Origin of the sequence: Streptomyces sp. NPDC058663 (assembly GCF_042716745.1) — a bacterium.
Taxonomy (GTDB): domain Bacteria; phylum Actinomycetota; class Actinomycetes; order Streptomycetales; family Streptomycetaceae; genus Streptomyces.
Window position 1 is genome coordinate 1 of record NZ_JBHXRV010000003.1, and the last position, 20,996, is coordinate 20,996.

The following is a 20,996-nucleotide window of genomic DNA, read 5'->3' on the forward strand; positions in this document are numbered from 1 at the left end:
AACGGGTGGAGCTGACTGGTACTAATAGGCCGAGGGCTTGTCCTCAGTTGCTCGCGTCCACTGTGTTAGTTCTGAAATAACGAACAGTCCTGTGAAAACAGCCAGGTGTTCAAATTTTCATAGTGTTTCGGTGGTCATAGCGTTAGGGAAACGCCCGGTTACATTCCGAACCCGGAAGCTAAGCCTTTCCGCGCCGATGGTACTGCAGGGGGGACCCTGTGGGAGAGTAGGACGCCGCCGAACAATCATTGCGAAGAGCCCCGTACCGGGGATACCGGTACGGGGCTCTTCTGCGTTCACCGGGCTTTTTCTGCGTTACGCGCCGGCGCGGGAAGCGGCCGAGGCCAGGCCCAGCCAGGTGTGGGGGTTGCCCTCCCAGCACCAGCCCAGCTTGGGGGCGCCCTTGCTGATCCAGAGGGCCGGGACCCGCTTGTCCTTGGTGCCGAGGCGGGAGCCGGAGAGGGAGTAGCACTTGTTCTTCGCGAGGGTCTCCGGGAAGAGGGTGAGGAGGGCGATGCCTTCCTCGATCGTGAGACCCGTACGGCCGCGGGAGGCGAGTGTGGCCATGGCGTCCAGCGGCACGACGTCGCAGAACTCTTCGCCGCGTTCGACATCGAAGACGACGTACGCCTCGCCCTCGGGGAGTCCGAGCGCGTCTATCGAGACGAACTGTTCCAGCTCGCCAGGCTTGTAGAAGCGCTCGATGACACCGGGCTTGGTGGACCTACCGGCCAGCGTCGTCAGCGGGACGGACTCCTCGACCGGTACCAGTGCGCGGGTGACGACCACGACGAAGGGGACATGGCTGTCGGACGGTGCGGCCATCGTCGACGCACGCTTCAGCACCGGCGCGCGCAGAGGTTCGAGCAGCTCGCGGAAGGCGGCTCCTGACCTGCCCGAGAGTTCGGCGTAGCCGAGGCCCAGCAGGGCCTCGACCTGGCGGTCGAACTCGGTGCCTGCGTCGAATGTGGTCATGCATACCTCCGTGTCGAAAACTTACGATGGACGTAAAGTTAGCCGCAGTGGTTGAGTGCGTCAAGGGTAAAGTTATGTCGGAGGTATGATTCTCGTATGGCCATCGATTCCGGAGGACTCCGCGAGTCCAAGAAGCAGGAGACCAGACAGCTGATCTCCGACCACGCGACCAGGCTGTTCGTCGAGCGCGGCTTCGAGGCGACCACCATCGCCGACATCGCCGCCGCCGCCCGGGTCGCCAAGAAGACCGTGACCAACTACTACGCCCGCAAGGAGGACATGGCGCTCGACCGGCACGAGGAGTTCGTGGCCGGTCTCGCGCGCACGGTGCGGGAGAGGGGGCCGGGGGAGTCCGCGCTGGCGGCCCTGCGGCGGGACTTCCTGGCGGGGGTGGAGCGGCGCGATCCCGTGATCGGTTTCTCCGGGCCGGTGTTCGCGCGGATGATCGCGGACAGCCCGACCCTGCTCGCCCGGCTTCGCGATCTGCACGACCAGCGCGAGCGGGCCCTGGAGGGGGTCCTCGCCGCGGAGACCGGGGCCGACACCGGCGACCTCGTGCCTCGGGCAGCCGCGGTTCAACTGGGCGGTGCACACCGGGTGTTGTTCCAGTGCGTGCTCGACATGACCCTGTCCGGGCTGGACAACGACCGCATCGCCGCCGAAGCGGCGGACGCGGGGCGTGCGGTCTTCGGGATGCTGGAGGGGGCGCTCGGGGAGTACGCCGTGCGGTGAGGGCCGCCGGGTGGGGGCCGGCCGCCGCGCCGGCGCCGGTGTGGCTCGGTCGGGTCAGTGGGTCGCGTCGAGGCGGGTCCGGTGCTCGGGTGACAGCTCGAGGGCCAATGCACCGAGGGTTTCGTTCAGTTGGGTAACCGATGAGGCACCCGCGAGCGGGATCAGCGGCAGCTGGTGACCCAACTGCCAGGCCAGAACCACCTGGTTGACTGTTGCACCGGTCTCCGCCGCGATGTCGCGCAGCACCGCCAGGCGGGCCGGTGTGCCCGGGTGGTCGTAGTCGTCCGGCACCGGCTTGTCCTCGCGGACGTACGCGCCGCCCAACAGCGGGGAGTACGCCACCAGTGTCAGGTCGGGCTCGGCGAGCAGATAGCTCGCCAGGTCCGGGCCGACGTGGCCGAGGCTGCCCTCGGGGAAGAGTGGGGTGGGGACGTCGAAGCGGGGGCGCAGATAACTGTGCTGGTACTGGAGGACCTCGTAGCCGGGCAGTCCGGCCGCCCTCGCCAGGGTGCGGGCGCGCTCGATCCGCCAGGCGGGGTGGTTGCTGACGCCGAGGAGGCCGACGGCCCCCTCCCGAACCGTCGCGCCCAACGCCTCGACGGTTTCGGCGAGTTCGACGGTGCGGTCCTCGATGTGGGTGTAGAGCAGGTCGATCTTCTCGATGCCGAGCTGGTCGCGGCTGCGCTCGACGGCTTCCCGGACGGTCTTCGCGGACAGGCCCTCCGGGTTGTCGATGAAGCCGGTGCCCGGGGCCTGCGGGCGGGCGCCCACCTTGGTGGCGACCACCATGCGGTCGGCGACGCCCCGGCTGCGCAGCCAGCGTCCGAGCAGCCGCTCGCTCTGGCCGCCCTGGCTGTCGTCGTGCCAGTAGGAGTACGTGTTCGAGGTGTCGAGGAAGGTGCCGCCGGCCTCGGCGTACCTGTCGAGGATCTCGTACGACGTTCTCTCGTCGGTGTACGTGCCGAAGAGCATCGCTCCGAGGGCCAGGACGCTGACCTCGCGGCGGGTGGTGGGGTCGGTGCCGAGGGTGCGGTAGCGCATGGGCGGGTTGGCGGATGTGGCGGTGGACATGCGAACTCCCCTTCCGTGGCCCGGGTTTCGGGCCACGCGCCTGGTGCTGGGCACTGCGTGCTCAGCGCTTCGGAGGGGAGTCTGCTTGTTGGAGAGCACTCCAGGTCAAGGCCCGGCGTCAGGGTCTCGCCAGGTCGTGGCGCAAGGAACGTGCCGCCGGTGACTCTCACATGCGCAGGAGATGTTCCGTGGACTCCTGGTAGTGGCGCAGGGCGAGGCGCAGGTCCTCGGTCGGCGCGTCGACCTCCTGGTTCTGGTCCTGCCAGGCCGCGCGCAGGGTGCGGCGCCGTTCCGCGAGGGTCTCGGTGAGCTGGGTGACGGTCTCGTCGAAGACGCTGTCGGCCTCCTGGACCGCTTTGCCCGGGTCGGCGACGAAGGTGTTGAGCGCCTGCTGGAGGCGGAGGGTGAGCTTGTCCCGGTCGCCCTGCGGAAGCAGGACGGCGCTCTTGGTGGGGTCGCTGCGGAGCCCCGGGGCAACTGGGTCGCGCGGGGGGTGGGCCGGGTCGGTACCAGGTGTGCCGGGCGGGGCGCCGGGGACCTGTGGGGCGTCAGGGGCCTGCGGGGCGCGCTGCTGTACGGCGCCCGGGGGGCCGGTCTGGGGCTGCTGTGCGCGTTCTTGGTCGTAGTGCATCAGTGGCTGCTTCCCGTCGGGTGGTGCGGGGCGGTACCTGGACGGTGCGCTGGGAGCGGCGGGCGACGTCTGCGCGGGGCGTGGCGCCGCCCGGGGCGATGTGAGGTCGGTGCGTGCAGGCAGCCTTCGCCTGGTCGCCTACCGGGCCGAGAAGGAGGACCCACCCTCGCCGGGCCTCCGCATCGCGGGAGCGTTCCGGAATTCCACGGGGACCGGGCGAAAGTGAGAAGCGGCATGCGTCGCCCGGAAGATCCGTAGCGCCATCGCCCGGAAAGTCCGGAGCGGCATCGTCACGCCGTGTCGTGTCTTGCCGTCAGTCAACGCCCGGCATTTCACCCTGTCAACGGCGCCTGGTGCCGGAGGGGCCGGGCATGCCGAGGCGGATGAAAGAGGCGGCAGGGAGACGGGAGAACGGCCCTCGGGCGGTTGGGGCGCCGCCGCGCGGGCACCCGGACCGCCGGGGAGGGCGAAGGCGCGCTCCGCCGCTTTCCGTAGCGGATGCGCACGACAGCGGACCGGCGGTACGACATGCCGGTCCGGCCGTAGGACAGGTCAAGGGAGCGATCATGATTCATGCGGCGGACGTACGGGAGTGGCGCGGACTTGACGTCCTTGACCCCGACTCGCACAAGATCGGCGTACTGGAAGCGGTCTACGTCGACACCACCACCGACGAACCGGCCATGGCCACTCTGCGCACCGGCCTGCCGACCCGTCACCGCCTGGTCTTCGTTCCCCTCACGGAGGCGGTCGTGGGCCCCGGATATCTCAGGGTGTCGTACGCGAAGGCGCTGGTGAAGGAGGCCCCTTCGATCGGCATGGACGACGTACTGCCGGCCGGGGAGGAGGAAGCGGTCTTCCACCACTACGGACTGCCCTACCGGCCGGGGACCGGCGGCGAGCGCTGTCTGGCCCGGCGGTGACCGGGGGTACGGCAGGGGCGGGCCGGTTCACCGCCGCGATGCGTGCGCGGGCGGCGTGAACGGGCCCAGGCCGAGAACCGTAGCCCTGGGTTCGATGTCGACAGTGAGCACGAGGTTGCTGAAGTCGGCCGGTCCCAGGCCGTCGCTGCACGCGAAGCGGTGCGAGGTGGGGGTGGGTGAGGTCAGGAGGAAGCCGGCGTTGCCGGTCCAGGAGTGGCGGACTCCGCGCTCGTCGCGCCAGCAGTTCCAGACGTTCAGGGTCGCCGGGACGGCTGCGGGCTTCAGGATTTCGAGGTGGACGAGCGGCGGTGTGGTGTCGGCCCACAAAGTGATCCCGGACGCCTGTAAGCCGTTGATCAGCAGGTCTCCTTCCGACATGTCGAGGCAGACGCCCTGAACCGGGCGACGGACGTACGCCACGAAGCGCAGCGTCACCCGCGCCGTGGCCCATGCGACGGGAGTGCCGAACGTGAGGTGCACCGTCCGGCCGTCCACCACGATGGGCCGGCCACGCGACGTCGCGAATTCCTGCTCGAACTTGGGGGGCCGGTGGGGGGAGTGCAGCATCGGATTCTCCTTGCGGTACGGGGTGCGGATGCTGCCGAGGGGCGGCGCCCGGCTGTCCCCTGTCACGGGTGGGCGGGCCTCGGCAGGTCGCGTCCCGGCGCCATGTATCCGGCGAGCCACAGGACGAGGGCGACAGCGGCGAAGCGGCGGCGCAACTGCCGCGCGGTGAAACCGAATCCGGAGGAGAGCAGGACGGCGAGGAGCAGCGGGATCCACAGCGGCATGGGCGGGCCTCCGGAAAGCGAACGGTACGTTCCTGGCTTCCGCGGGGTCCGGGCGAAGCGGACAGACGATGCGCCGCGCACCGTGACGGTGCGTGGTGGCACGGGCCTGTGCCGTACCTGTCAGTGAACGCCTCGCCTTCGGTCATGTCAACGCCCCTGCTCTAAAAGGAGGTTGAGAAGGCGAAGGCCTGTTGCCGTGAGGGAGGCGGGTGCGCGCGGCGGGCGTTTCCCGGCGCGGGCCGAGGGCCGGTACCGGGGGCTGAAGCGCGCGCTGCACCCTGCGAGGGGGCGATCGTGATGCGGTGCCGCCGGGGCCAGGGCCGCTGGTCGAACGCTCATGCTGCCGGGGGTTCGGGCCAGATGGGGACGGGGACCCGCGATCCGGCCGGACGGCAGGAGGGGGCGTGTCCTGGCCGGGCGGCGAGGGTTTCTGCGCCCACCTCAGTAGCCGTGTCTCCGTGCCGCCACCGGAGGACGCTCGATGGCGCTACGCTATGGGGTCAGGCCCCAGCCCCGGCTGCCAGCACTTCTCCGCGCCGGGAGGGCCTTCGTGAAGCTGCTTCTCCTTCTCGTCCTCGCCGTTCTTCTCGGTCTGGGATTCCTGAACTCGCTCTGGTGGGTGGCCGCCGCCGTCCTGGTGTTCGGCCTGCTCCGGTACGGCCGGAACGAGCGGCACCACCGCCGCGGCAGCTACCGGGACTACGAGGAGTACCGGGACCACCGGAACCGCGAGGACCACTGGGGGCGCCGGTACGCCAGAGAGCGCCGCTACGGCCGGCCGCGCCATGACCGTGAGCGCCAGGCCTGACGCCAGGTGAATCCGTGACCGACAGCACAAGGGCTGACGCAATGTGAATCGAGGAGCCGTGTCCCTGCCACAGTTGAACGCCTACCGGCACGACCGGGGGGACCGCGCGCTGATCACGCTGGCGGGTGAGATCGACCTGGACACCGTCCCGCTGGTCCGGGCGTCGGTGGAGAAGTGCCTGCGCGAGGGCATCCGCGTCATCGACGTCGACCTCACGACCGTGACCTTCTGCGACGTGAGCGCCCTCAACGCGTTCCTGGTCGTCTCGCAGCAGACCGTCGATGCCGGCGGCGCCTTCAGACTGCACCATCCGCCCCCGGTACTGGCCCGGGTCGTCGACCTCACCGGCAGCCAATTCCTCGTCGAAGGCCTGCCGTTCACGGAACACCGTGCGCCATTGCCCTCGTGGTCCGGTCAAGGGGACCGGGGCAGCCAGGTCGTCAGGTCGCGCGCGGACCGGTCGGTATCCAGGTGCAGCCGAGCCCGCGGGAGACCCGGATCTTGATCTCTGCGGGGCGACCATGGGCGTAGCCGGCGCGGAACCGCACCCCCGCCCTTGCGGTGATCCTCCTCGGGTGGCTGTTTCTCAGCACTCGATGACGTTGACCGCAAGACCGCCCCGGGCCGTCTCCTTGTACTTGACCTTCATGTCGGCGCCCGTCTCCTTCATGGTCTTGATGACCTTGTCGAGGGAGACCTTGTGGCTGCCGTCGCCGCGCATGGCCATCTTGGCGGCGGTGACGGCCTTGACGGCGGCCATGCCGTTGCGTTCGATGCAGGGGATCTGGACCAGGCCGCCGACCGGGTCGCAGGTGAGGCCGAGGTTGTGTTCCATGCCGATCTCGGCGGCGTTCTCGACCTGCTCCGGGGTGCCGCCGAGTACCTCGGCGAGGGCGCCGGCCGCCATGGAGCAGGCGGAGCCGACCTCGCCCTGGCAGCCGACCTCGGCGCCGGAGATGGAGGCGTTCTCCTTGAAGAGCATGCCGATGGCGCCGGCGGCGAGGAGGAAGCGGACGATGCCGTCCTCGTCGGCGTTCGGCACGAAGTTCATGTAGAAGTGCAGAACGGCGGGGATGATGCCGGCGGCGCCGTTGGTGGGGGCGGTGACCACGCGGCCGCCCGCGGCGTTCTCCTCGTTGACCGCCATCGCGTAGAGGGTGACCCACTCCATGGCGTGCGCCTTCGGGTCGCCGTCGGCGCGCAGCTGGCGGGCCGAGTTTGCGGCGCGGCGGCGGACCTTGAGGCCGCCGGGGAGGATGCCTTCGCGGGACATGCCGCGCGAGACGCAGGCCTGCATGACGCGCCAGATCTCGAGGAGGCCCTCGCGGATCTCCTCCTCGGTGCGCCAGGCCTTCTCGTTCTCCAGCATCATCGATGAGATGGAGAGGCCGGTCTCCTTCGCCATGCGCAGGAGCTCGTCGCCCGTGCGGAAGGGGTGCTTGAGGACCGTGTCGTCGGGGACGATCGGGTTCTCACCCGCCACCGCGTCCTCGTCGACGACGAAGCCGCCGCCGACGGAGTAGTAGGTCTTCTCCAGCAGGGGCGCACCGCCCGCGTCGTACGCGAAGAGGGTCATTCCGTTCGCGTGGTACGGCAGGGAGCGGCGGCGGTGGAGGATCAGCTCGTTGGGCTCGTCGAAGTCGATCTCGTGGGCCGAGCCGATCTCCGTCCCGAGCAGGCGCAGCTTGCCGGTGGCGCGGATGCGCTCGACCTCGGCGTCGGCCGTCTCGACGTTGACGGTGCGCGGGGAGTGGCCCTCCAGGCCGAGCAGGACGGCCTTGGGGGTGCCGTGGCCGTGCCCGGTGGCGCCGAGCGAGCCGAAGAGCTCCGCCCGTACGGCGGTGGTCTGGGCGAGCAGGCCGTCCTTCTTGAGACGTCCCACGAACATGCGGGCGGCCCGCATCGGGCCCACCGTGTGGGAGCTGGACGGGCCAATGCCGATCGAGAACAGGTCGAAGACCGAGATGGCCACAGCAGAACTCCTCAAAAAGGTGGCGGACGCCGTTGTCCGTCGGGCAGAACAGGGCGGAACAGGTGCGCGGGCTCGTCCCGGCCGGGAGGCCGGGGCAAGGGGCGGGGCACCGCGCTCACTGTCCAGTGTGCGCGGTGCCCCGTATTTACGTATTGCTGGGAGTCGCCTACCACGCGACGCCCAGATGAAGCCTACGTAACCGGACCGAATTACTTCAGGCCGGGGTAAAGCGGGTGCTTGTCGGCGAGGGCCGAGACGCGCTCCGACAGGGCCTTGACGTCGTACGAGGGCTTCAGGGCCGCCGCGATGATGTCGGCGACCTCGGTGAAGTCCTCCGTCTGGAAACCGCGGGTGGCAAGCGCCGGGGTGCCGATGCGCAGGCCCGAGGTGACCATCGGGGGGCGGGGGTCGTTCGGGATGGCGTTGCGGTTGACCGTGATGCCGACCTCGTGGAGGCGGTCCTCGGCCTGCTGGCCGTCCAGCTCGGAGTTGCGGAGGTCCACCAGGACGAGGTGGACGTCCGTGCCGCCGGAGAGGACCGAGACGCCGTGCTCGGTGACGTCGGCCTGCACCAGGCGCTCGGCCAGGATGCGGGCGCCGTCCAGGGTGCGCTGCTGGCGCTCCTTGAACTCCGGCGAGGCCGCGACCTTGAAGGAGACGGCCTTGGCCGCGATCACGTGCTCCAGCGGACCGCCCTGCTGACCCGGGAAGACCGCGGAGTTGATCTTCTTGGCCAGCTCGGCCGTGGAGAGGATCACGCCGCCGCGCGGGCCGCCGAGGGTCTTGTGGGTGGTGGTGGTGACCACGTGGGCGTGCGGGACCGGGTTGGGGTGCAGCCCGGCCGCGACGAGGCCCGCGAAGTGCGCCATGTCGACCATCAGGTACGCGCCGACCTCGTCCGCGATCTCGCGGAACCTGGCGAAGTCCAGCTGGCGCGGGTACGCGGACCAGCCGGCCACGATCAGCTTCGGCTGGGACTCCTTGGCGAGGCGGGCGACCTCGTCCATGTCGACCTCGCCGGTCTCGTCCACGTGGTAGGGCACCACGTTGTAGAGACGGCCCGAGAAGTTGATCTTCATGCCGTGGGTCAGGTGACCGCCGTGGGCCAGGTTCAGGCCCATGATCGTGTCGCCCGGCTTGATCAGCGCGTGCATCGCGGCGGCGTTGGCCTGCGCGCCGGAGTGCGGCTGGACGTTCGCGTGCTCGGCGCCGAACAGCGCCTTGATGCGGTCGATCGCGATCTGCTCGACCACGTCGACGTGCTCGCAGCCACCGTAGTAGCGGCGGCCCGGGTAGCCCTCGGCGTACTTGTTGGTGAGGACCGAGCCCTGGGCCTCCATGACCGCGACCGGAGCGAAGTTCTCCGAGGCGATCATCTCGAGGGTGGACTGCTGGCGGTGGAGCTCGGCGTCGACGGCGGCGGCGACGTCCGGGTCCAGCTCGTGGAGGGAGGAGTTGAGAAGCGACATCAGGCGAGTCCCTAGGGGTGTCAGTTGCCGGAGAGCGCGGAGTACTCGTCAGCGGAGAGCAGGTCGTCCGGCTCCGCGGTGACGCGCACCTTGAACAGCCAGCCACCCTCGAACGGGGCGGAGTTCACCAGCGACGGGTCGTCCACCACGGCCTGGTTGGCCTCGACGACCTCACCGGTCACCGGGGAGTACAGGTCGCTGACGGACTTGGTCGACTCCAGCTCGCCGCAGGTCTCGCCCGCGGTGACGCTCTCGCCGACCTCAGGGAGCTGGGCGTAGACGACGTCACCGAGCGCGTTGGCCGCGAACTCCGTGATGCCGACCGTCGCGACGCCGTCCTCGGACGTCGCGAGCCACTCGTGCTCCTTGCTGTAACGCAGCTGCTGGGGGTTGCTCATGGCTGAATTCTCCTGGATGCGGGGGAGTGCTGATGAACCGGGTCTTGACAGATGAGACGGGGGTACTTCCGCGAGTATGCGGCGTTCGTCACTTCTGGCGCTTGTAGAAGGGCAGAGCCACGACCTCGTACGGCTCGTGCGTGCCGCGGATGTCCACGCCGACGCCCTCGGTGCCGGGGGCCGCGAAGGCGGCGTCGACGTACGCCATGGCGATCGGCTTGCCGAGGGTGGGGGAGGGGGCGCCGGAGGTGACCTCGCCGATGACCCGGCCGTCGAAGACGACGGGGTAGCCGGAGCGCGGGACGCGGCGGCCCTCGGCGACCAGGCCGACCAGCTTGCGCGGCGGGGCGCTCTCGGCGCGCTCGGCGGCGGCCTTCAGGGCCGTGACGCCGACGAAGTCCGACTCGTGGGAGGTCTTCTCGAACTTCACGACCCGGCCCAGGCCCGCGTCGAACGGCGTGAGCGCGGTCGTCAGCTCGTTGCCGTACAGCGGCATGCCGGCCTCCAGGCGCAGCGTGTCGCGGCAGGACAGGCCGCAGGGGATCAGGCCGACGCCCGCGCCCGCCTCGGTCAGCGCCTGCCAGAGCTTCTCGGCGTGCTGCGGCTCGACGAACAGCTCGAAGCCGTCCTCGCCGGTGTAGCCGGTACGGGCGATCAGGGCAGGGACGCCGGCGACGGTGCCGGGCAGGCCCGCGTAGTACTTCAGTCCCTCCAGGTCGGCGTCGGTGACCGCCTTGAGGATGCCGGGGGACTCGGGACCCTGCACGGCGATCAGCGCGTACGCGTCGCGGTCGTCGCGGACCTCGGCGTCGAAGCCGGCCGAGCGGGCGACGAGCGCGTCCAGGACGGTCTGGGCGTTGCCCGCGTTGGCGACGACCAGGTACTCCTGCTCCTGGAGCCGGTACACGATCAGGTCGTCGACGATGCCGCCGTCCTCCTGGCAGATCATCGTGTACCGGGCGCGGCCGGGGCCCACGGTGCCGATGTTGCCGACCAGCGCGAAGTTCAGCAGGTCGACCGCCTGCGGGCCACTCACCGTGATCTCGCCCATGTGGGACAGGTCGAAGAGGCCCGCCCGGGTGCGTACGGCGTTGTGCTCGTCGCGCTCCGACGTGTACCGCAGCGGCATGTCCCAGCCCGCGAAGTCGGTCATGGTCGCACCGAGCGAGCGATGCAGGGCATCGAGGGCAGTGCGGCGGGTGGTGCTCATGAAATGACTCCCAAGGCAGAACGACGGCATGACGACGAGGACTGTCCTCCCCATCTGTCATCGGAACCTGAGAGGTTCGCCGACGCAACGCGTGCGTCAGGCTTGCACCTTGGGTGGGGCCCCGAATGCCGACTTGTCGACAGGGAGGGCCCGCTTTTCAGATCTGCCTCGCCCGCGCGGTACGGGGCCTGAGAGATTCAAGGGAGGAGCTTGCTCCTTCGGCGTCCCGGGCGCTGCGGCCCCGGACTCTCCCGCGCGGATTCATACGGCCGTTGTGAAGTTGGGGGTGCACAGGGGGTGCCTGGCGCGCACATCATTGCACGCCCCCTTCGGTGCACGCCCCCCTCGGTCGGCAAATCGCTTGTCCCGCATTACCTTTTCTTTACACTTCTTGGGCAAGGGTGAGGTGGTACCCAGCAGGGGGAGGGGTGAGGGCGTTGCAGCAATCCAGCGGTATTGCCACGGCGGGTGTGACGGGGGCGAAGCCGGGCGTGCGCGCGGCGCGGCCCGTGCCGGTGCCGGTCGTGCGCGACTGGCGCGAGCGGGCCGGGTGCAGTCCGCACCGGCTGATGTTCGCGGCCGGGGACGTGGTCGTGGTGTCCGGGCTTCCCGGCAGCGGCAAGAGCACGCTGATCGGGCGTACGGCGACGGGGGTGCGCACCATCGACTCGCAGGACGTGCGCGAGCGCTGGGAGAACAGGACGCCCGGCTGGCTGCCGTACGCCCTCTACCGGCCCCTCGTGCGGGTCGCGCACTACGCGGGGCTGCGCAAGGTGCTGCGCTCCGGACAGAGCGTGGTCGTGCACGACTGCGGTACGCAGACCTGGGTGCGGCGGTGGCTGGCGCGTGAGGCGCGGCGACGCGGGCGCGGGCTGCGCCTCGTGCTGCTCGACGTGACGCCCGAGGTGGCCAGGGACGGGCAGCGGGAGCGCGGACGCGGAGTCTCCGGTTACGCCTTCGCCCGGCACCGGCGGGCCGTGGGCACGCTGGTGCGCGACGCGGAGGGCGAGCGGCTGCCCGCCGGATGCGCCTCGGCGGTGCTGCTGGACCGGACGGCCGCGGGGGTGCTGAAGGAGATCGGGTTCGAAGCGGAGTGACGTGTGACGTCCTGGGCGCCCCGGCGCGGTCGGCCGCACCGGGAGCCGAGGGGGCCGGGCCCGCGCCGCTGCCGCGCGGATAGGGTCGTGCGCGCAGGACGGGGACGGGTGGAAGGCGAGAAGGGGACGGTCCGTGGAGATACCGGAGACGACGGGGCAGTACGGCACGGAGGGTGCGGGCGGGGCCCTGGGCCCTCAGGGGGTGAGCGGGGCCCAGGGTCTGGGAGGGCCGCAGAGTCCGGGTGGACCTCAGGGTCTGGGTGACCCCCATGGGCTTGGGGGCCCCCAGGACCTGGGTGACCCCCACGGGCTTGGTGGACCCCGGGTGTCGGGCGGCCCCCACGTGTCGGGCGGCCCCCACATGTCGGGCGGCCTCAGCGGTCCGGGCGGCCTCGGCGGTCCGGGGGCCGCTTCGCACGGCCCGGCCGGGGCCGGTGGCGGATGGCCCGGCAATGAGCTCGAAGAGGTGCTCGCGGCCTCGCTCGGCAACCCTGCCGCCGGGCCCCGCCTCGTCGAGGTGCTCGGCCGGAGCCCCCTGTGGATCCCGCTGCCGAACGGCGGCGGCCCCGACGGCGGCCCGCTCGACCTGCCCACCACCGAGCTCGAAGGACAGGCGTACGTGCCCGTCTTCAGCTCCGAGCAGCAGTTCCTCCAGTGCGTGGGCGCCCACATGTCCTTCGCGGTGGCGCCCGCCGTGGAGTTCGCCCGCGGGCTGCCTCCGCAGCTGGGCATCGTGGTGAACCCCGGCGGCGCCGTCGGCACCCCGCTGCCGCCGCTCGCCGTCGCCGAACTGTGCAGGACCGGCCGCACCCCGCTGGACGGCCCCGCAGGCGGCGGCCGGGTGCGGCTCTTCGAGCCGGACTGGCAGGACGAACCGGTCGACTTCCTCGCCGCCGCCGCGGGGGAGTTCCAGCAGAGCGCGGTCGTCGTCACCGCCCGGCGCGCGCTCGCGAGCGTCGAGGGCGACGCGCCCGTGCTGTTCGTCGGCGTACAGCTGTCGTCGTGGGAGGGTGCGGACCGCAACGCGCCCATGGACGCGCTCGGCCGGGCGCTCGGGCGCGAGTCCGCTCCGTGGCCGGTGCACCTGCTGCTGCTCGACATGGCCCAGGACCCGGTCGCCGACTGGATGCTGGAGCGGGTGCGGCCCTTCTACCAGAGGGAGCACTGAGGCCGGCGGGAATCCGGCACCTCGGGGAAGAAGTCTTCGAAACCGGTACCGGCTCGGTGTCAGTGCTGCCGCTTAAGCTGGTTTGATGACCTCGCCGCACGGGGGCGAATCGTTCGTGTGCGGCCGGCGTCGACACGGTGGATCGAAGAGGGGCGGGACCCAGGGTGAGCGTGTCAGGCACCGCGGCGGCCGGACAGGTCGAGCACATGCTGCGCCAGGTGACCCCCGGGCGGTACGACGCGTACGAGGCGCTGCTGCACGCCCTGGTCGACGGCAAGCTCTGGATGCTGCTCTGGCACGGCACCGCCGGATCACCCGACGCCCAGTACGGAAACATGGAGGTCGACGGTTTCGGCTACGCCCCCTGCGTGACCTCCGCCCAGGAACTCGCCGCCAGCGGCTGGAACCGGGCGCACGAGGTCGCCACCGGAGCGGAGCTGTCCCGCGCCCTGTTTCCCGACCGCTGGGGCGTCTGGCTCAACCCGCACGCCCCCGGCGGCGGCCTCGGCATCCCGTGGCTCGACCTCAGGCGCATCGCCACCGGTCTCGACCGGATGCCCGCCGGTCCGCTGCGGATCTCCGAACCCGCCCTGGAGATCCCGCAGTTCTACGCCCGCCTGGCACAGAACGCCCATCACACCCCGGCCGTGCGCGCGCTCAGCCGGGCCTGGGTGCAGCCCGCGCTCGGGGCGCCGTACCTCGCCATCGGTCTCGACCTGTACGACACCGGCCGGCAGTCGGTCGAGGCGGTGCGCGCGATGATGCAGCAGTCCATCGGGGTCGTCCCGGACGGTCTGCCGGTGTCCACGGTCGCCATGACCGACGAGCTCGACCCGGTCGGGATGTGGCTGCGCGCCAACGCCCGGCCCTTCTACACCCGTGACGCGCACGCCCCGGCACCGACCGGTGCGCCGGGGTACGGCTACCCGCCGTCGCGGGCGTACTGAGCGGGTTCTTTTCCGCGGCTGCTCGCAAATGCCCCTCTGGGGGTCAATTCGCATGTCCGCACGCTCAGTTCGACCCTCGGGGACGTGAAGTACACGTCTGCCCCAATTTCATTGCTCTGGACAGCAGTTGCGCGGTCTTGTCGGGCACTGCGCTCAATTGCCCACTGTTCGGCCCTGGTTAAGGGCCGTCCGGATAGCGGAAAACCGCAGAGAGCATCACGGTTGCGCATCCTTTGGCCGGGGGGGCTGGCGGGTCGGTACGCCCGCGTTGAAGACTCCCCGAACCAAGGGGCGTTCGCCCTGTGTTCGACAAGCTCCAAGCCGCCACAGCGGCGGGCAAGGGCCGACCACCGTCGGCCGAGAGGGGTCCCCACCACGATGACGGCACCATTGCACGACACCTCGCCGGACGCGGACAAGGCCGCTGCCGCCGACGTCGCCGCCGATGTTGCAAGGAAGTCGGTCGAGGGGCGGTCACTGCGCCAGATCGCCTGGACCAGGCTCAAGCGCGACAAACTCGCGCTGGCCGGCGGCGTGGTCGTCGTCCTCCTGGTGCTGACGGCAATCTTCGCTCCACTGATCGTGAGCATCCTCGGTCACCCGCCCGAGCAGTTCCACCAGGACAAGATCGACCCGCTGTTCGGTGTGTCCCCGGGCGTCGAGGACAGCATCTTCGGCGGTATCAGCTCGGACTTCCTGCTCGGCGTGGAGCCGGGCAACGGCCGCGACGTGTTCAGCCGCGTCGTCTACGGCGCCCGGATCTCCCTGCTGGTGGCCTTCCTCGCCGCCATGGTCGCGGTCGTCATCGGCACGGTGCTGGGCATCGTCGCCGGGTTCTTCGGCGGCTGGATCGACGCGGTCATCAGCCGCGTGATGGACATGCTGCTGGCCTTCCCGCAGCTGCTCTTCATCATCTCGCTGGTGTCGGTGCTGCCGGGCAACCTCCTGGGCATGACGGGCAGTACGGTCCGCATCTTCATCCTGGTGATGGTCATCGGCTTCTTCGGCTGGCCCTACATCGGCCGCATCGTGCGCGGCCAGACGCTGTCGCTGCGCGAGAAGGAGTACGTCGAGGCCTCGCGCAGTCTCGGTGCGGGGCGTGCGTACATCCTGTTCAAGGAACTGCTGCCCAACCTGGTGGCGCCGATCACCGTCTACACGACGCTGATGATCCCCACCAACATCCTCACCGAAGCGGCACTCTCCTTCCTGAACGCCGGTGTCAAGCCGCCGACGGCTTCCTGGGGGCAGATGCTCGACAAGGCCGTGGACACCTACCAGAGCGACCCGTTGTTCATGATCGTGCCTGGTCTGGCGATCTTCATCACAGTGCTCGCCTTCAATCTCTTCGGTGACGGGGTGCGCGATGCGCTCGACCCGAAGGGCACCCGCTGATCACGGGGCCGGTGGCCCGCGAGGGCCGCACAACCCCTTCCGTGCCGACCGGCCACAACGGCCGAACGGCTCCCCGCAGGTTCCCGGGCAACGCGCCGGAAACCGCACTCTCCCGGAGGTTGCAGAACCAATGAACACCCAGCGTTCGTCGGCGAGGATCAGGCAGGTCGCCGGAGCGGCGGTCGTCGTGGCCGCCCTCATGTCCACCGCGGCGTGCGGTGGCGGCGGTGGCAAGAAGGACGAGGGCGGCAAGGCCGGCAAGGGCGCGGGCTTCAACGCCGCAACCGCCGCTGTCGCCAACCCTTCGACGAAGAAGGGCGGCACGCTCAAGTTCATCGGCAAGCAGGACTTCGACTCGACCGACCCGACGCGTCAGTACTACGGCTTCACGTGGGACCTCGCCCGGTTCTACTCCCGTCAGCTCGTGTCGTACGCGCCCAAGCCGGGCCCCGCGGGCGCCGAGCTGGTGCCGGACCTCGCCAAGGCGAACGGTGTGATCACCAACGACGGCAAGACCTACACGTACGAGCTGCGTGACGGGATCACCTGGGAGGACGGTTCGCCGATCACCTCCAAGGACATCAAGTACGGCATCGAGCGCGTGTGGGCCGACAAGGTTTTGCCCGGCGGTCCGATCTACCTCCAGAAGGCCTTGGACCCGAAGAAGGAGTACAAGGGCCCCTACGAGGACAAGGACCCGGAGAAGCTCGGTCTGAAGGCGATCGAGACGCCGACCGACAAGAAGATCGTCTTCAACCTGGCGACGCCCAACGTCGACTTCGAGCAGATGCTGGCGATGCCGGCCGGTTCCCCGGTGAAGCGCGAGAAGGACACCGGCGCCAAGTACCAGCTGAAGCCGTTCTCCTCGGGCCCGTACAAGTTCGAGTCGTACACGCCCAAGCAGGGCGCCGTGCTGGTGCGCAACGACAAGTGGAAGAAGGAGTCGGACCCGATCCGACCCGCCCTTCCGGACAAGATCACCATCACGGTCAACACCAACATGGAAGCGATCGACAAGCTTCTGATGAAGGGTGACTACGACATCGACATGAACGGCACGGGCATGACCCAGGCCGGTCGTACCGAGGCGCTCAAGAAGCACAAGGAGAGCCTGGACAACATCCAGACCTCCTTCACGCGCTACGTCGACTTCACCCCCGTCGCGCCGCTGAACAACGAGCACTGCCGCAAGGCCGTGATGTACGCGACCGACTACAAGTCGCTCCAGGACGTGCGCGGCGGCGAGGCGGCCGGTGGCCCCATCGCGACCACCATGCTGCCGACCACGATCAAGGGCGCGGACGACTACGACCCGTACGGCGTGAAGTCCCGCGCCGGCAAGCCGGACCTGGCCAAGGCCAAGGACGAGCTGAAGAAGTGCAACAAGCCCGAGGGCTTCAAGACCGTCATCAGCGCGCGCAGCACCGCACCGGCCGAGAAGGAAGCCGCCGAGGCGCTCCAGGAGGCGCTGAAGAAGGTCAACATCTCGCTCGAGGTCGACACGATCGACGGTGCCGAGTCGTCGTCCATCACCGGCTCGCCCACGCAGGTCCGCAAGCGCGGCTACGGCATGATCATGACCGGCTGGGGTCCCGACTTCCCGACCGGCCAGGGCTTCTCGCAGCCGCTGATCGACGGCCGTTTCATCACGCCGAACGGTAACTACAACGGCTCCGAGACGAACGACCCGAAGATCAACGCTCTCTTCGACGACGCCCTCAAGGCGACTGACCCGGAGAAGGCCGCGGGCTACTACAAGGAGATCAACCACAAGACGGCGGACATCGCCGCCCAGATGCCCTTCCTCTACGAGAAGAACTTCTCGTGGCGCAGCCCGCGGGTGACGAACGTCTACTCCTCCGTCGCCTACAACGGCCGTTACGACTACTCCTCGCTGGGCGTCGTGAAGTAACGCCGAACCAGGACTCGTTGACCCCCACCATCGCCAACCCGCCAAGCCCGAAGGGCAGGTGAGGGCCGCGGGCAGTGGCCGGGAGACCCCGTAATCCGGAGAGTCTCCCGGCCACCGCCGGGCCGCGCACAGTGCTTGCTTACGTCATCCGGCGCTTGTTCGCCGTCGCCATGATGTTGTTGGTCGTCACACTGACGACCTTCGTCATCTTCTTCGTACTCCCGAAATGGGCGGGACAGGACATCGCGCTCCTGTTCGTCGGAAAAAATACCGATCCCGCGTCCGTCGAGGGCGTCCGGGAGAAGCTGGGTCTCGCCGATCCGGTCATCGTGCAGTTCTGGCACTTCGTCCAGGCGCTGTTCGTGGGCCGCGACTACTCCAGCGGCGTGGATGTCACGCGGTGCGCGGCTCCCTGCTTCGGCTACTCCTTCCGTACCGAGCAGGAAGTGTGGCCCCAGCTCACCGCTGCCATGCCGGTCACGCTCTCCCTCGCCGCCGGCGCATGCCTGCTGTGGGTCACCGGTGGTGTCGCGGCGGGCGTGCTCTCCGCGCTGCGCCGGGGCACCATCTGGGACCGCACCGCGATGACCGTCGCCCTCGCCGGCGTCTCGCTCCCCATCTACTTCACCGGCCTGCTCTCGCTGGCCGTCTTCAGCTTCCAACTGGAATGGATCGAGGGCGAGTTCACTCCCTTCGCCGACGATCCCGGGCTCTGGTTCCAGAGCCTGCTGCTGCCCTGGATCACCCTCGCCTTCCTGTACGCCGCCATGTACGCCCGGCTCACCAGGGCGACCATGCTGGAAATCCTGGGCGAGGACTACATCCGTACCGCCAGGGCAAAGGGCCTCACCGAGCGGGCGGTCATCGGCAAGCATGCGATGCGCTCCACCTGGACGCCCGTCATCACCCTGCTCGGCCTGGACCTCGGCGCCCTGCTGGGCGGCGCGATCCTGACCGAGAGCACGTACAACCTCCCGGGTCTCGGGCGCCTCGCGGTCGACGCGATCACCCAGAAGGACCTGCCGATCATCCTCGGCGTCACGCTGATCGCAGCGATCTTCATCTGTGTCGCCAACCTCCTCGTGGACATGCTCTACGCCGTCATCGACCCGCGAGTGAGGCTCGGATGACCAACCTCGACAAGTCCGGCACGTCCGGCACCTCCGACACGACGGACACCTCCGCCGCGACCGGCACCTCCGCGGCGTCCGGCACCCCCGCCGCGGCCGTGGGCGTGCCCCAGGCCGTCGGCTCCGAACCCTCGACGTCCTTCCTGGAAGTACGGGACCTGCGCGTCCACTTCCCGACCGACGACGGTCTGGTGAAGTCGGTCGACGGCCTCAGCTTCAAGCTGGAGAAGGGGCAGACCCTCGGCATCGTCGGCGAGTCCGGCTCCGGCAAGTCGGTCACCTCGCTCGGCATCATGGGCCTGCACACCACGGGCCAGTACGGCCGCAGCAAGGCCCGCGTCACCGGCGAGATCTGGTTCGACGGCCAGGAACTGCTCACCGCCGACCCGGACGAGGTGCGCAAGCTCCGCGGCCGCGAGATGGCGATGATCTTCCAGGATCCGCTGTCCGCGATGCACCCGTACTACACGGTGGGCAAGCAGATCGTGGAGGCCTACCGGGTCCATCACAAGGTCGACAAGAAGGTCGCGCGCAAGCGGGCGATCGAGATGCTCGACCTGGTCGGCATCCCGCAGCCGGACAAGCGGGTCGACTCCTACCCGCACGAGTTCTCCGGCGGTATGCGCCAGCGCGCGATGATCGCGATGTCGCTGGTCAACAACCCCGACCTGCTGATCGCCGACGAGCCGACGACCGCCCTGGACGTCACCGTCCAGGCGCAGATCCTCGACCTGATCCGCGACCTGCAGAAGGAGTTCGGCTCCGCGGTCATCATGATCACGCACGACCTCGGCGTCGTCGCGGAGATGGCCGACCAGCTGCTGGTGATGTACGGCGGCCGGTGCGTGGAGCGCGGCACGGCCGAAGAGGTCTTCTACAACCCGCAGCACCCGTACACCTGGGGCCTGCTGGGTTCGATGCCGCGCATCGACCGCGAGCAGACGGAACGGCTCATCCCGGTCAAGGGCTCGCCGCCGTCGCTGATCAACATCCCGGACGGCTGCGCCTTCAACCCGCGCTGCCCGTACGCCGACGTGCCCAAGGACAACGTCACCCGGACCGTACGCCCCGAGCTGGAGCAGGTCAGCACCGGTCACTACTCGGCCTGTCACCTCTCGACCGAGCAGCGGACCCGGATCTGGACCGAAGAGATTGCGCCGAAGCTGTGAGCGATAACGAAGTGAAGACGCAGGAGCAGCCGGAGGCCCCCGAGCCGGCGTCCCCCGCCGTCTCCCGGGGCGAGCCGCTGCTCAAGGTCGAGAACCTGGTCAAGCACTTCCCCATCAAGTCGGGGTTGATGCAGCGCCAGACCGGCGCGGTCAAGGCCGTCGACGGGCTGTCCTTCGAGGTGTACCCGGGGGAGACCCTGGGCGTCGTCGGCGAGTCGGGCTGCGGCAAGTCGACCATGGGCCGGCTGATCACCCGCCTGCTGGAGCCGTCGAGCGGCAAGGTCGAGTTCCAGGGCCACGACGTCACGCACATGTCGACCGCGAAGCTGCGCCCGCTGCGCCGAGACGTGCAAATGATCTTCCAGGACCCGTACTCCTCGCTGAACCCGCGGCACACGATCGGCACGATCGTCAGCGCGCCCTTCAAACTCCAGGGCGTCAAGCCCGAGGGCGGGATCAAGAAGGAGGTGCAGCGGCTGATGTCGCTCGTGGGCCTCAACCCCGAGCACTACAACCGCTACCCGCACGAGTTCTCCGGCGGCCAGCGCCAGCGCATCGGCATCGCACGGGCGCTCGCGCTGAAGCCGAAGCTGGTCGTGGCCGACGAGCCGGTCTCCGCGCTCGACGTGTCGATCCAGGCCCAGGTGGTCAACCTGCTGGACGACCTCCAGCAGGAGCTGGGGCTGACGTACGTGATCATCGCGCACGACCTCTCGGTCATCCGGCACGTCTCCGACCGGATCGCGGTGATGTACCTCGGCAAGATCGTCGAGCTGGCGGACCGCAACTCGCTCTACAAGGCGCCCATGCACCCGTACACCAAGGCGCTCATGTCGGCGGTGCCGGTGCCGGACCCGAAGCGGCGCGGCGTCAAGAGCGAGCGGATCCTGCTCAAGGGCGACGTGCCCTCGCCGATCTCGCCGCCGAGCGGCTGCCGGTTCCACACCCGGTGCTGGAAGGCGACGGAGATCTGCAAGACGCAGGAACCCCCGCTGCTGGAGCTCAAGCCGGGCCAGCAGGTGGCCTGCCACCACCCGGAGAACGCCGAGGACCAGGCGCCGGGCGAGAAGATCCTGGCGGAGGCGAAGGACGCGGTGAAGACCGTGGACGTCGCCAAGGACGCTTGAGGGACTGCGGGAGATCTGTGGGGGAGGGCCGTCCGGTCGAGCACCGGGCGGCCCTCGCCTTTTGGGCAGAG

General features: G+C 69.4%; 21 protein-coding genes, 1 rRNA gene and 1 riboswitch. Of the genes, 13 read left to right on the top strand and 9 right to left on the bottom strand.

Annotated features, from left to right (window positions below; translation table 11 throughout):
- The first annotated feature begins 126 nt into the window (after positions 1-126).
- A 5S ribosomal RNA gene (rrf, locus tag ACFWVV_RS02850) occupies positions 127-243 on the top strand.
- 72 nt (positions 244-315) lie between these two features.
- On the opposite strand, the gene ACFWVV_RS02855 is transcribed toward rrf, so the two are convergent.
- Positions 316-975 (bottom strand): DUF5701 family protein, encoded by a 660-nt coding sequence (locus ACFWVV_RS02855; RefSeq protein ID WP_384344163.1) that lies wholly within the window; start codon positions 973-975, stop codon positions 316-318.
- A gap of 96 nt (positions 976-1,071) precedes the next feature.
- On the opposite strand from ACFWVV_RS02855, the gene ACFWVV_RS02860 reads away from it, so the two are divergent.
- Complete coding sequence (locus ACFWVV_RS02860; RefSeq protein WP_384344166.1) at positions 1,072-1,707, top strand: TetR/AcrR family transcriptional regulator; 636 nt, start codon at positions 1,072-1,074, stop codon at positions 1,705-1,707.
- A 54-nt stretch (positions 1,708-1,761) separates the two neighbouring features.
- Here ACFWVV_RS02860 and ACFWVV_RS02865 read toward each other — a convergent pair whose 3' ends face one another.
- Both ACFWVV_RS02865 and ACFWVV_RS02870 read right to left on the bottom strand, forming a co-directional pair.
- Positions 1,762-2,748, bottom strand: coding sequence for an aldo/keto reductase (locus tag ACFWVV_RS02865; RefSeq protein WP_384344642.1), 987 nt, complete (start codon positions 2,746-2,748; stop codon positions 1,762-1,764).
- A gap of 196 nt (positions 2,749-2,944) precedes the next feature.
- Positions 2,945-3,409 carry a hypothetical protein gene (locus ACFWVV_RS02870; RefSeq protein ID WP_384344169.1) on the bottom strand — a complete coding sequence of 155 codons (465 nt, stop codon included), beginning with the start codon at positions 3,407-3,409 and terminating at the stop codon, positions 2,945-2,947.
- Between the two features lie 566 nt (positions 3,410-3,975).
- Between ACFWVV_RS02870 and ACFWVV_RS02875 the strand changes: the two genes are divergently transcribed.
- Positions 3,976-4,332: a PRC-barrel domain-containing protein gene (locus ACFWVV_RS02875; RefSeq protein ID WP_384344171.1), complete on the top strand. Its 357-nt coding sequence runs from the start codon at positions 3,976-3,978 to the stop codon at positions 4,330-4,332.
- A 27-nt stretch (positions 4,333-4,359) separates the two neighbouring features.
- Here the strand turns inward: ACFWVV_RS02875 and ACFWVV_RS02880 are convergent, their stop codons facing one another.
- Entirely contained in the window at positions 4,360-4,899 is a 540-nt protein-coding gene (locus tag ACFWVV_RS02880) for a hypothetical protein (protein ID WP_384344174.1), read from the bottom strand.
- 62 nt (positions 4,900-4,961) lie between these two features.
- On the bottom strand, positions 4,962-5,123 hold the full coding sequence (locus ACFWVV_RS02885; protein ID WP_384344177.1) for a hypothetical protein: 162 nt from the start codon (positions 5,121-5,123) through the stop codon (positions 4,962-4,964).
- 550 nt (positions 5,124-5,673) lie between these two features.
- On the opposite strand from ACFWVV_RS02885, the gene ACFWVV_RS02890 reads away from it, so the two are divergent.
- Complete coding sequence (locus tag ACFWVV_RS02890) at positions 5,674-5,931, top strand: hypothetical protein (RefSeq protein WP_384344180.1); 258 nt, start codon at positions 5,674-5,676, stop codon at positions 5,929-5,931.
- Between the two features lie 58 nt (positions 5,932-5,989).
- Positions 5,990-6,436, top strand: coding sequence for an STAS domain-containing protein (locus ACFWVV_RS02895; protein WP_384344182.1), 447 nt, complete (start codon positions 5,990-5,992; stop codon positions 6,434-6,436).
- Positions 6,437-6,517: 81 nt separating this feature from the next.
- Here the strand turns inward: ACFWVV_RS02895 and ACFWVV_RS02900 are convergent, their stop codons facing one another.
- The 4 genes from ACFWVV_RS02900 to gcvT all read right to left on the bottom strand — a co-directional run bounded on the left by ACFWVV_RS02900 (position 6,518) and on the right by gcvT (position 10,980).
- Entirely contained in the window at positions 6,518-7,903 is a 1,386-nt protein-coding gene (locus tag ACFWVV_RS02900; RefSeq protein WP_384344185.1) for an L-serine ammonia-lyase, read from the bottom strand.
- A gap of 209 nt (positions 7,904-8,112) precedes the next feature.
- A complete protein-coding gene (gene glyA, locus ACFWVV_RS02905) occupies positions 8,113-9,372 on the bottom strand; it encodes a serine hydroxymethyltransferase (RefSeq protein ID WP_384344188.1) in 1,260 nt (419 codons plus the stop codon).
- A 20-nt stretch (positions 9,373-9,392) separates the two neighbouring features.
- Entirely contained in the window at positions 9,393-9,770 is a 378-nt protein-coding gene (gcvH, locus tag ACFWVV_RS02910) for a glycine cleavage system protein GcvH (protein ID WP_384344190.1), read from the bottom strand.
- 88 nt (positions 9,771-9,858) lie between these two features.
- Positions 9,859-10,980, bottom strand: a complete 1,122-nt coding sequence (gene gcvT, locus ACFWVV_RS02915) for a glycine cleavage system aminomethyltransferase GcvT (protein WP_384344193.1) — start codon at positions 10,978-10,980, stop codon at positions 9,859-9,861.
- A 167-nt stretch (positions 10,981-11,147) separates the two neighbouring features.
- Positions 11,148-11,244, bottom strand: a riboswitch (glycine riboswitch).
- A gap of 164 nt (positions 11,245-11,408) precedes the next feature.
- Between gcvT and ACFWVV_RS02920 the strand changes: the two genes are divergently transcribed.
- From ACFWVV_RS02920 to ACFWVV_RS02955, 8 genes are all read left to right on the top strand, one after another.
- Positions 11,409-12,077, top strand: a complete 669-nt coding sequence (locus ACFWVV_RS02920) for an AAA family ATPase (RefSeq protein ID WP_384344196.1) — start codon at positions 11,409-11,411, stop codon at positions 12,075-12,077.
- A 361-nt stretch (positions 12,078-12,438) separates the two neighbouring features.
- Positions 12,439-13,245, top strand: coding sequence for an enhanced serine sensitivity protein SseB (locus ACFWVV_RS02925; protein WP_384344198.1), 807 nt, complete (start codon positions 12,439-12,441; stop codon positions 13,243-13,245).
- Positions 13,246-13,409: 164 nt separating this feature from the next.
- Positions 13,410-14,192, top strand: coding sequence for an enhanced serine sensitivity protein SseB C-terminal domain-containing protein (locus tag ACFWVV_RS02930; protein ID WP_384344201.1), 783 nt, complete (start codon positions 13,410-13,412; stop codon positions 14,190-14,192).
- A 378-nt stretch (positions 14,193-14,570) separates the two neighbouring features.
- On the top strand, positions 14,571-15,587 hold the full coding sequence (locus tag ACFWVV_RS02935) for an ABC transporter permease (protein WP_384344204.1): 1,017 nt from the start codon (positions 14,571-14,573) through the stop codon (positions 15,585-15,587).
- 130 nt (positions 15,588-15,717) lie between these two features.
- Entirely contained in the window at positions 15,718-17,499 is a 1,782-nt protein-coding gene (locus tag ACFWVV_RS02940) for an ABC transporter substrate-binding protein (RefSeq protein WP_384344207.1), read from the top strand.
- A gap of 131 nt (positions 17,500-17,630) precedes the next feature.
- Complete coding sequence (locus ACFWVV_RS02945) at positions 17,631-18,629, top strand: ABC transporter permease (protein WP_384344210.1); 999 nt, start codon at positions 17,631-17,633, stop codon at positions 18,627-18,629.
- The gene (locus ACFWVV_RS02950; RefSeq protein WP_384344213.1) at positions 18,626-19,798 is read left to right on the top strand and encodes an ABC transporter ATP-binding protein; all 1,173 of its coding nucleotides are present in this window, start codon (positions 18,626-18,628) and stop codon (positions 19,796-19,798) included. The genes ACFWVV_RS02945 and ACFWVV_RS02950 overlap by 4 nt, the downstream gene beginning before the upstream one ends.
- The gene (locus ACFWVV_RS02955; RefSeq protein WP_384344216.1) at positions 19,795-20,925 is read left to right on the top strand and encodes an ABC transporter ATP-binding protein; all 1,131 of its coding nucleotides are present in this window, start codon (positions 19,795-19,797) and stop codon (positions 20,923-20,925) included. Before ACFWVV_RS02950 ends, ACFWVV_RS02955 begins: the two co-directional genes overlap by 4 nt.
- Positions 20,926-20,996: the final 71 nt, after the last annotated feature.

Coding starts and splice junctions, on each gene's coding strand:
- ACFWVV_RS02855 (WP_384344163.1), bottom strand. CDS start 975: ATGACCACATTCGACGCAGGCACCGAGTTCGACCGCCAGGTCGAGGCC.
- gcvT (WP_384344193.1), bottom strand. CDS start 10,980: ATGAGCACCACCCGCCGCACTGCCCTCGATGCCCTGCATCGCTCGCTC.
- ACFWVV_RS02860 (WP_384344166.1), top strand. CDS start 1,072: ATGGCCATCGATTCCGGAGGACTCCGCGAGTCCAAGAAGCAGGAGACC.
- glyA (WP_384344188.1), bottom strand. CDS start 9,372: ATGTCGCTTCTCAACTCCTCCCTCCACGAGCTGGACCCGGACGTCGCC.
- ACFWVV_RS02870 (WP_384344169.1), bottom strand. CDS start 3,409: ATGCACTACGACCAAGAACGCGCACAGCAGCCCCAGACCGGCCCCCCG.
- ACFWVV_RS02875 (WP_384344171.1), top strand. CDS start 3,976: ATGATTCATGCGGCGGACGTACGGGAGTGGCGCGGACTTGACGTCCTT.
- ACFWVV_RS02885 (WP_384344177.1), bottom strand. CDS start 5,123: ATGCCGCTGTGGATCCCGCTGCTCCTCGCCGTCCTGCTCTCCTCCGGA.
- ACFWVV_RS02880 (WP_384344174.1), bottom strand. CDS start 4,899: ATGCTGCACTCCCCCCACCGGCCCCCCAAGTTCGAGCAGGAATTCGCG.
- gcvH (WP_384344190.1), bottom strand. CDS start 9,770: ATGAGCAACCCCCAGCAGCTGCGTTACAGCAAGGAGCACGAGTGGCTC.
- ACFWVV_RS02925 (WP_384344198.1), top strand. CDS start 12,439: ATGTCGGGCGGCCTCAGCGGTCCGGGCGGCCTCGGCGGTCCGGGGGCC.
- ACFWVV_RS02865 (WP_384344642.1), bottom strand. CDS start 2,748: ATGCGCTACCGCACCCTCGGCACCGACCCCACCACCCGCCGCGAGGTC.
- ACFWVV_RS02940 (WP_384344207.1), top strand. CDS start 15,718: ATGAACACCCAGCGTTCGTCGGCGAGGATCAGGCAGGTCGCCGGAGCG.
- ACFWVV_RS02950 (WP_384344213.1), top strand. CDS start 18,626: ATGACCAACCTCGACAAGTCCGGCACGTCCGGCACCTCCGACACGACG.
- ACFWVV_RS02935 (WP_384344204.1), top strand. CDS start 14,571: ATGACGGCACCATTGCACGACACCTCGCCGGACGCGGACAAGGCCGCT.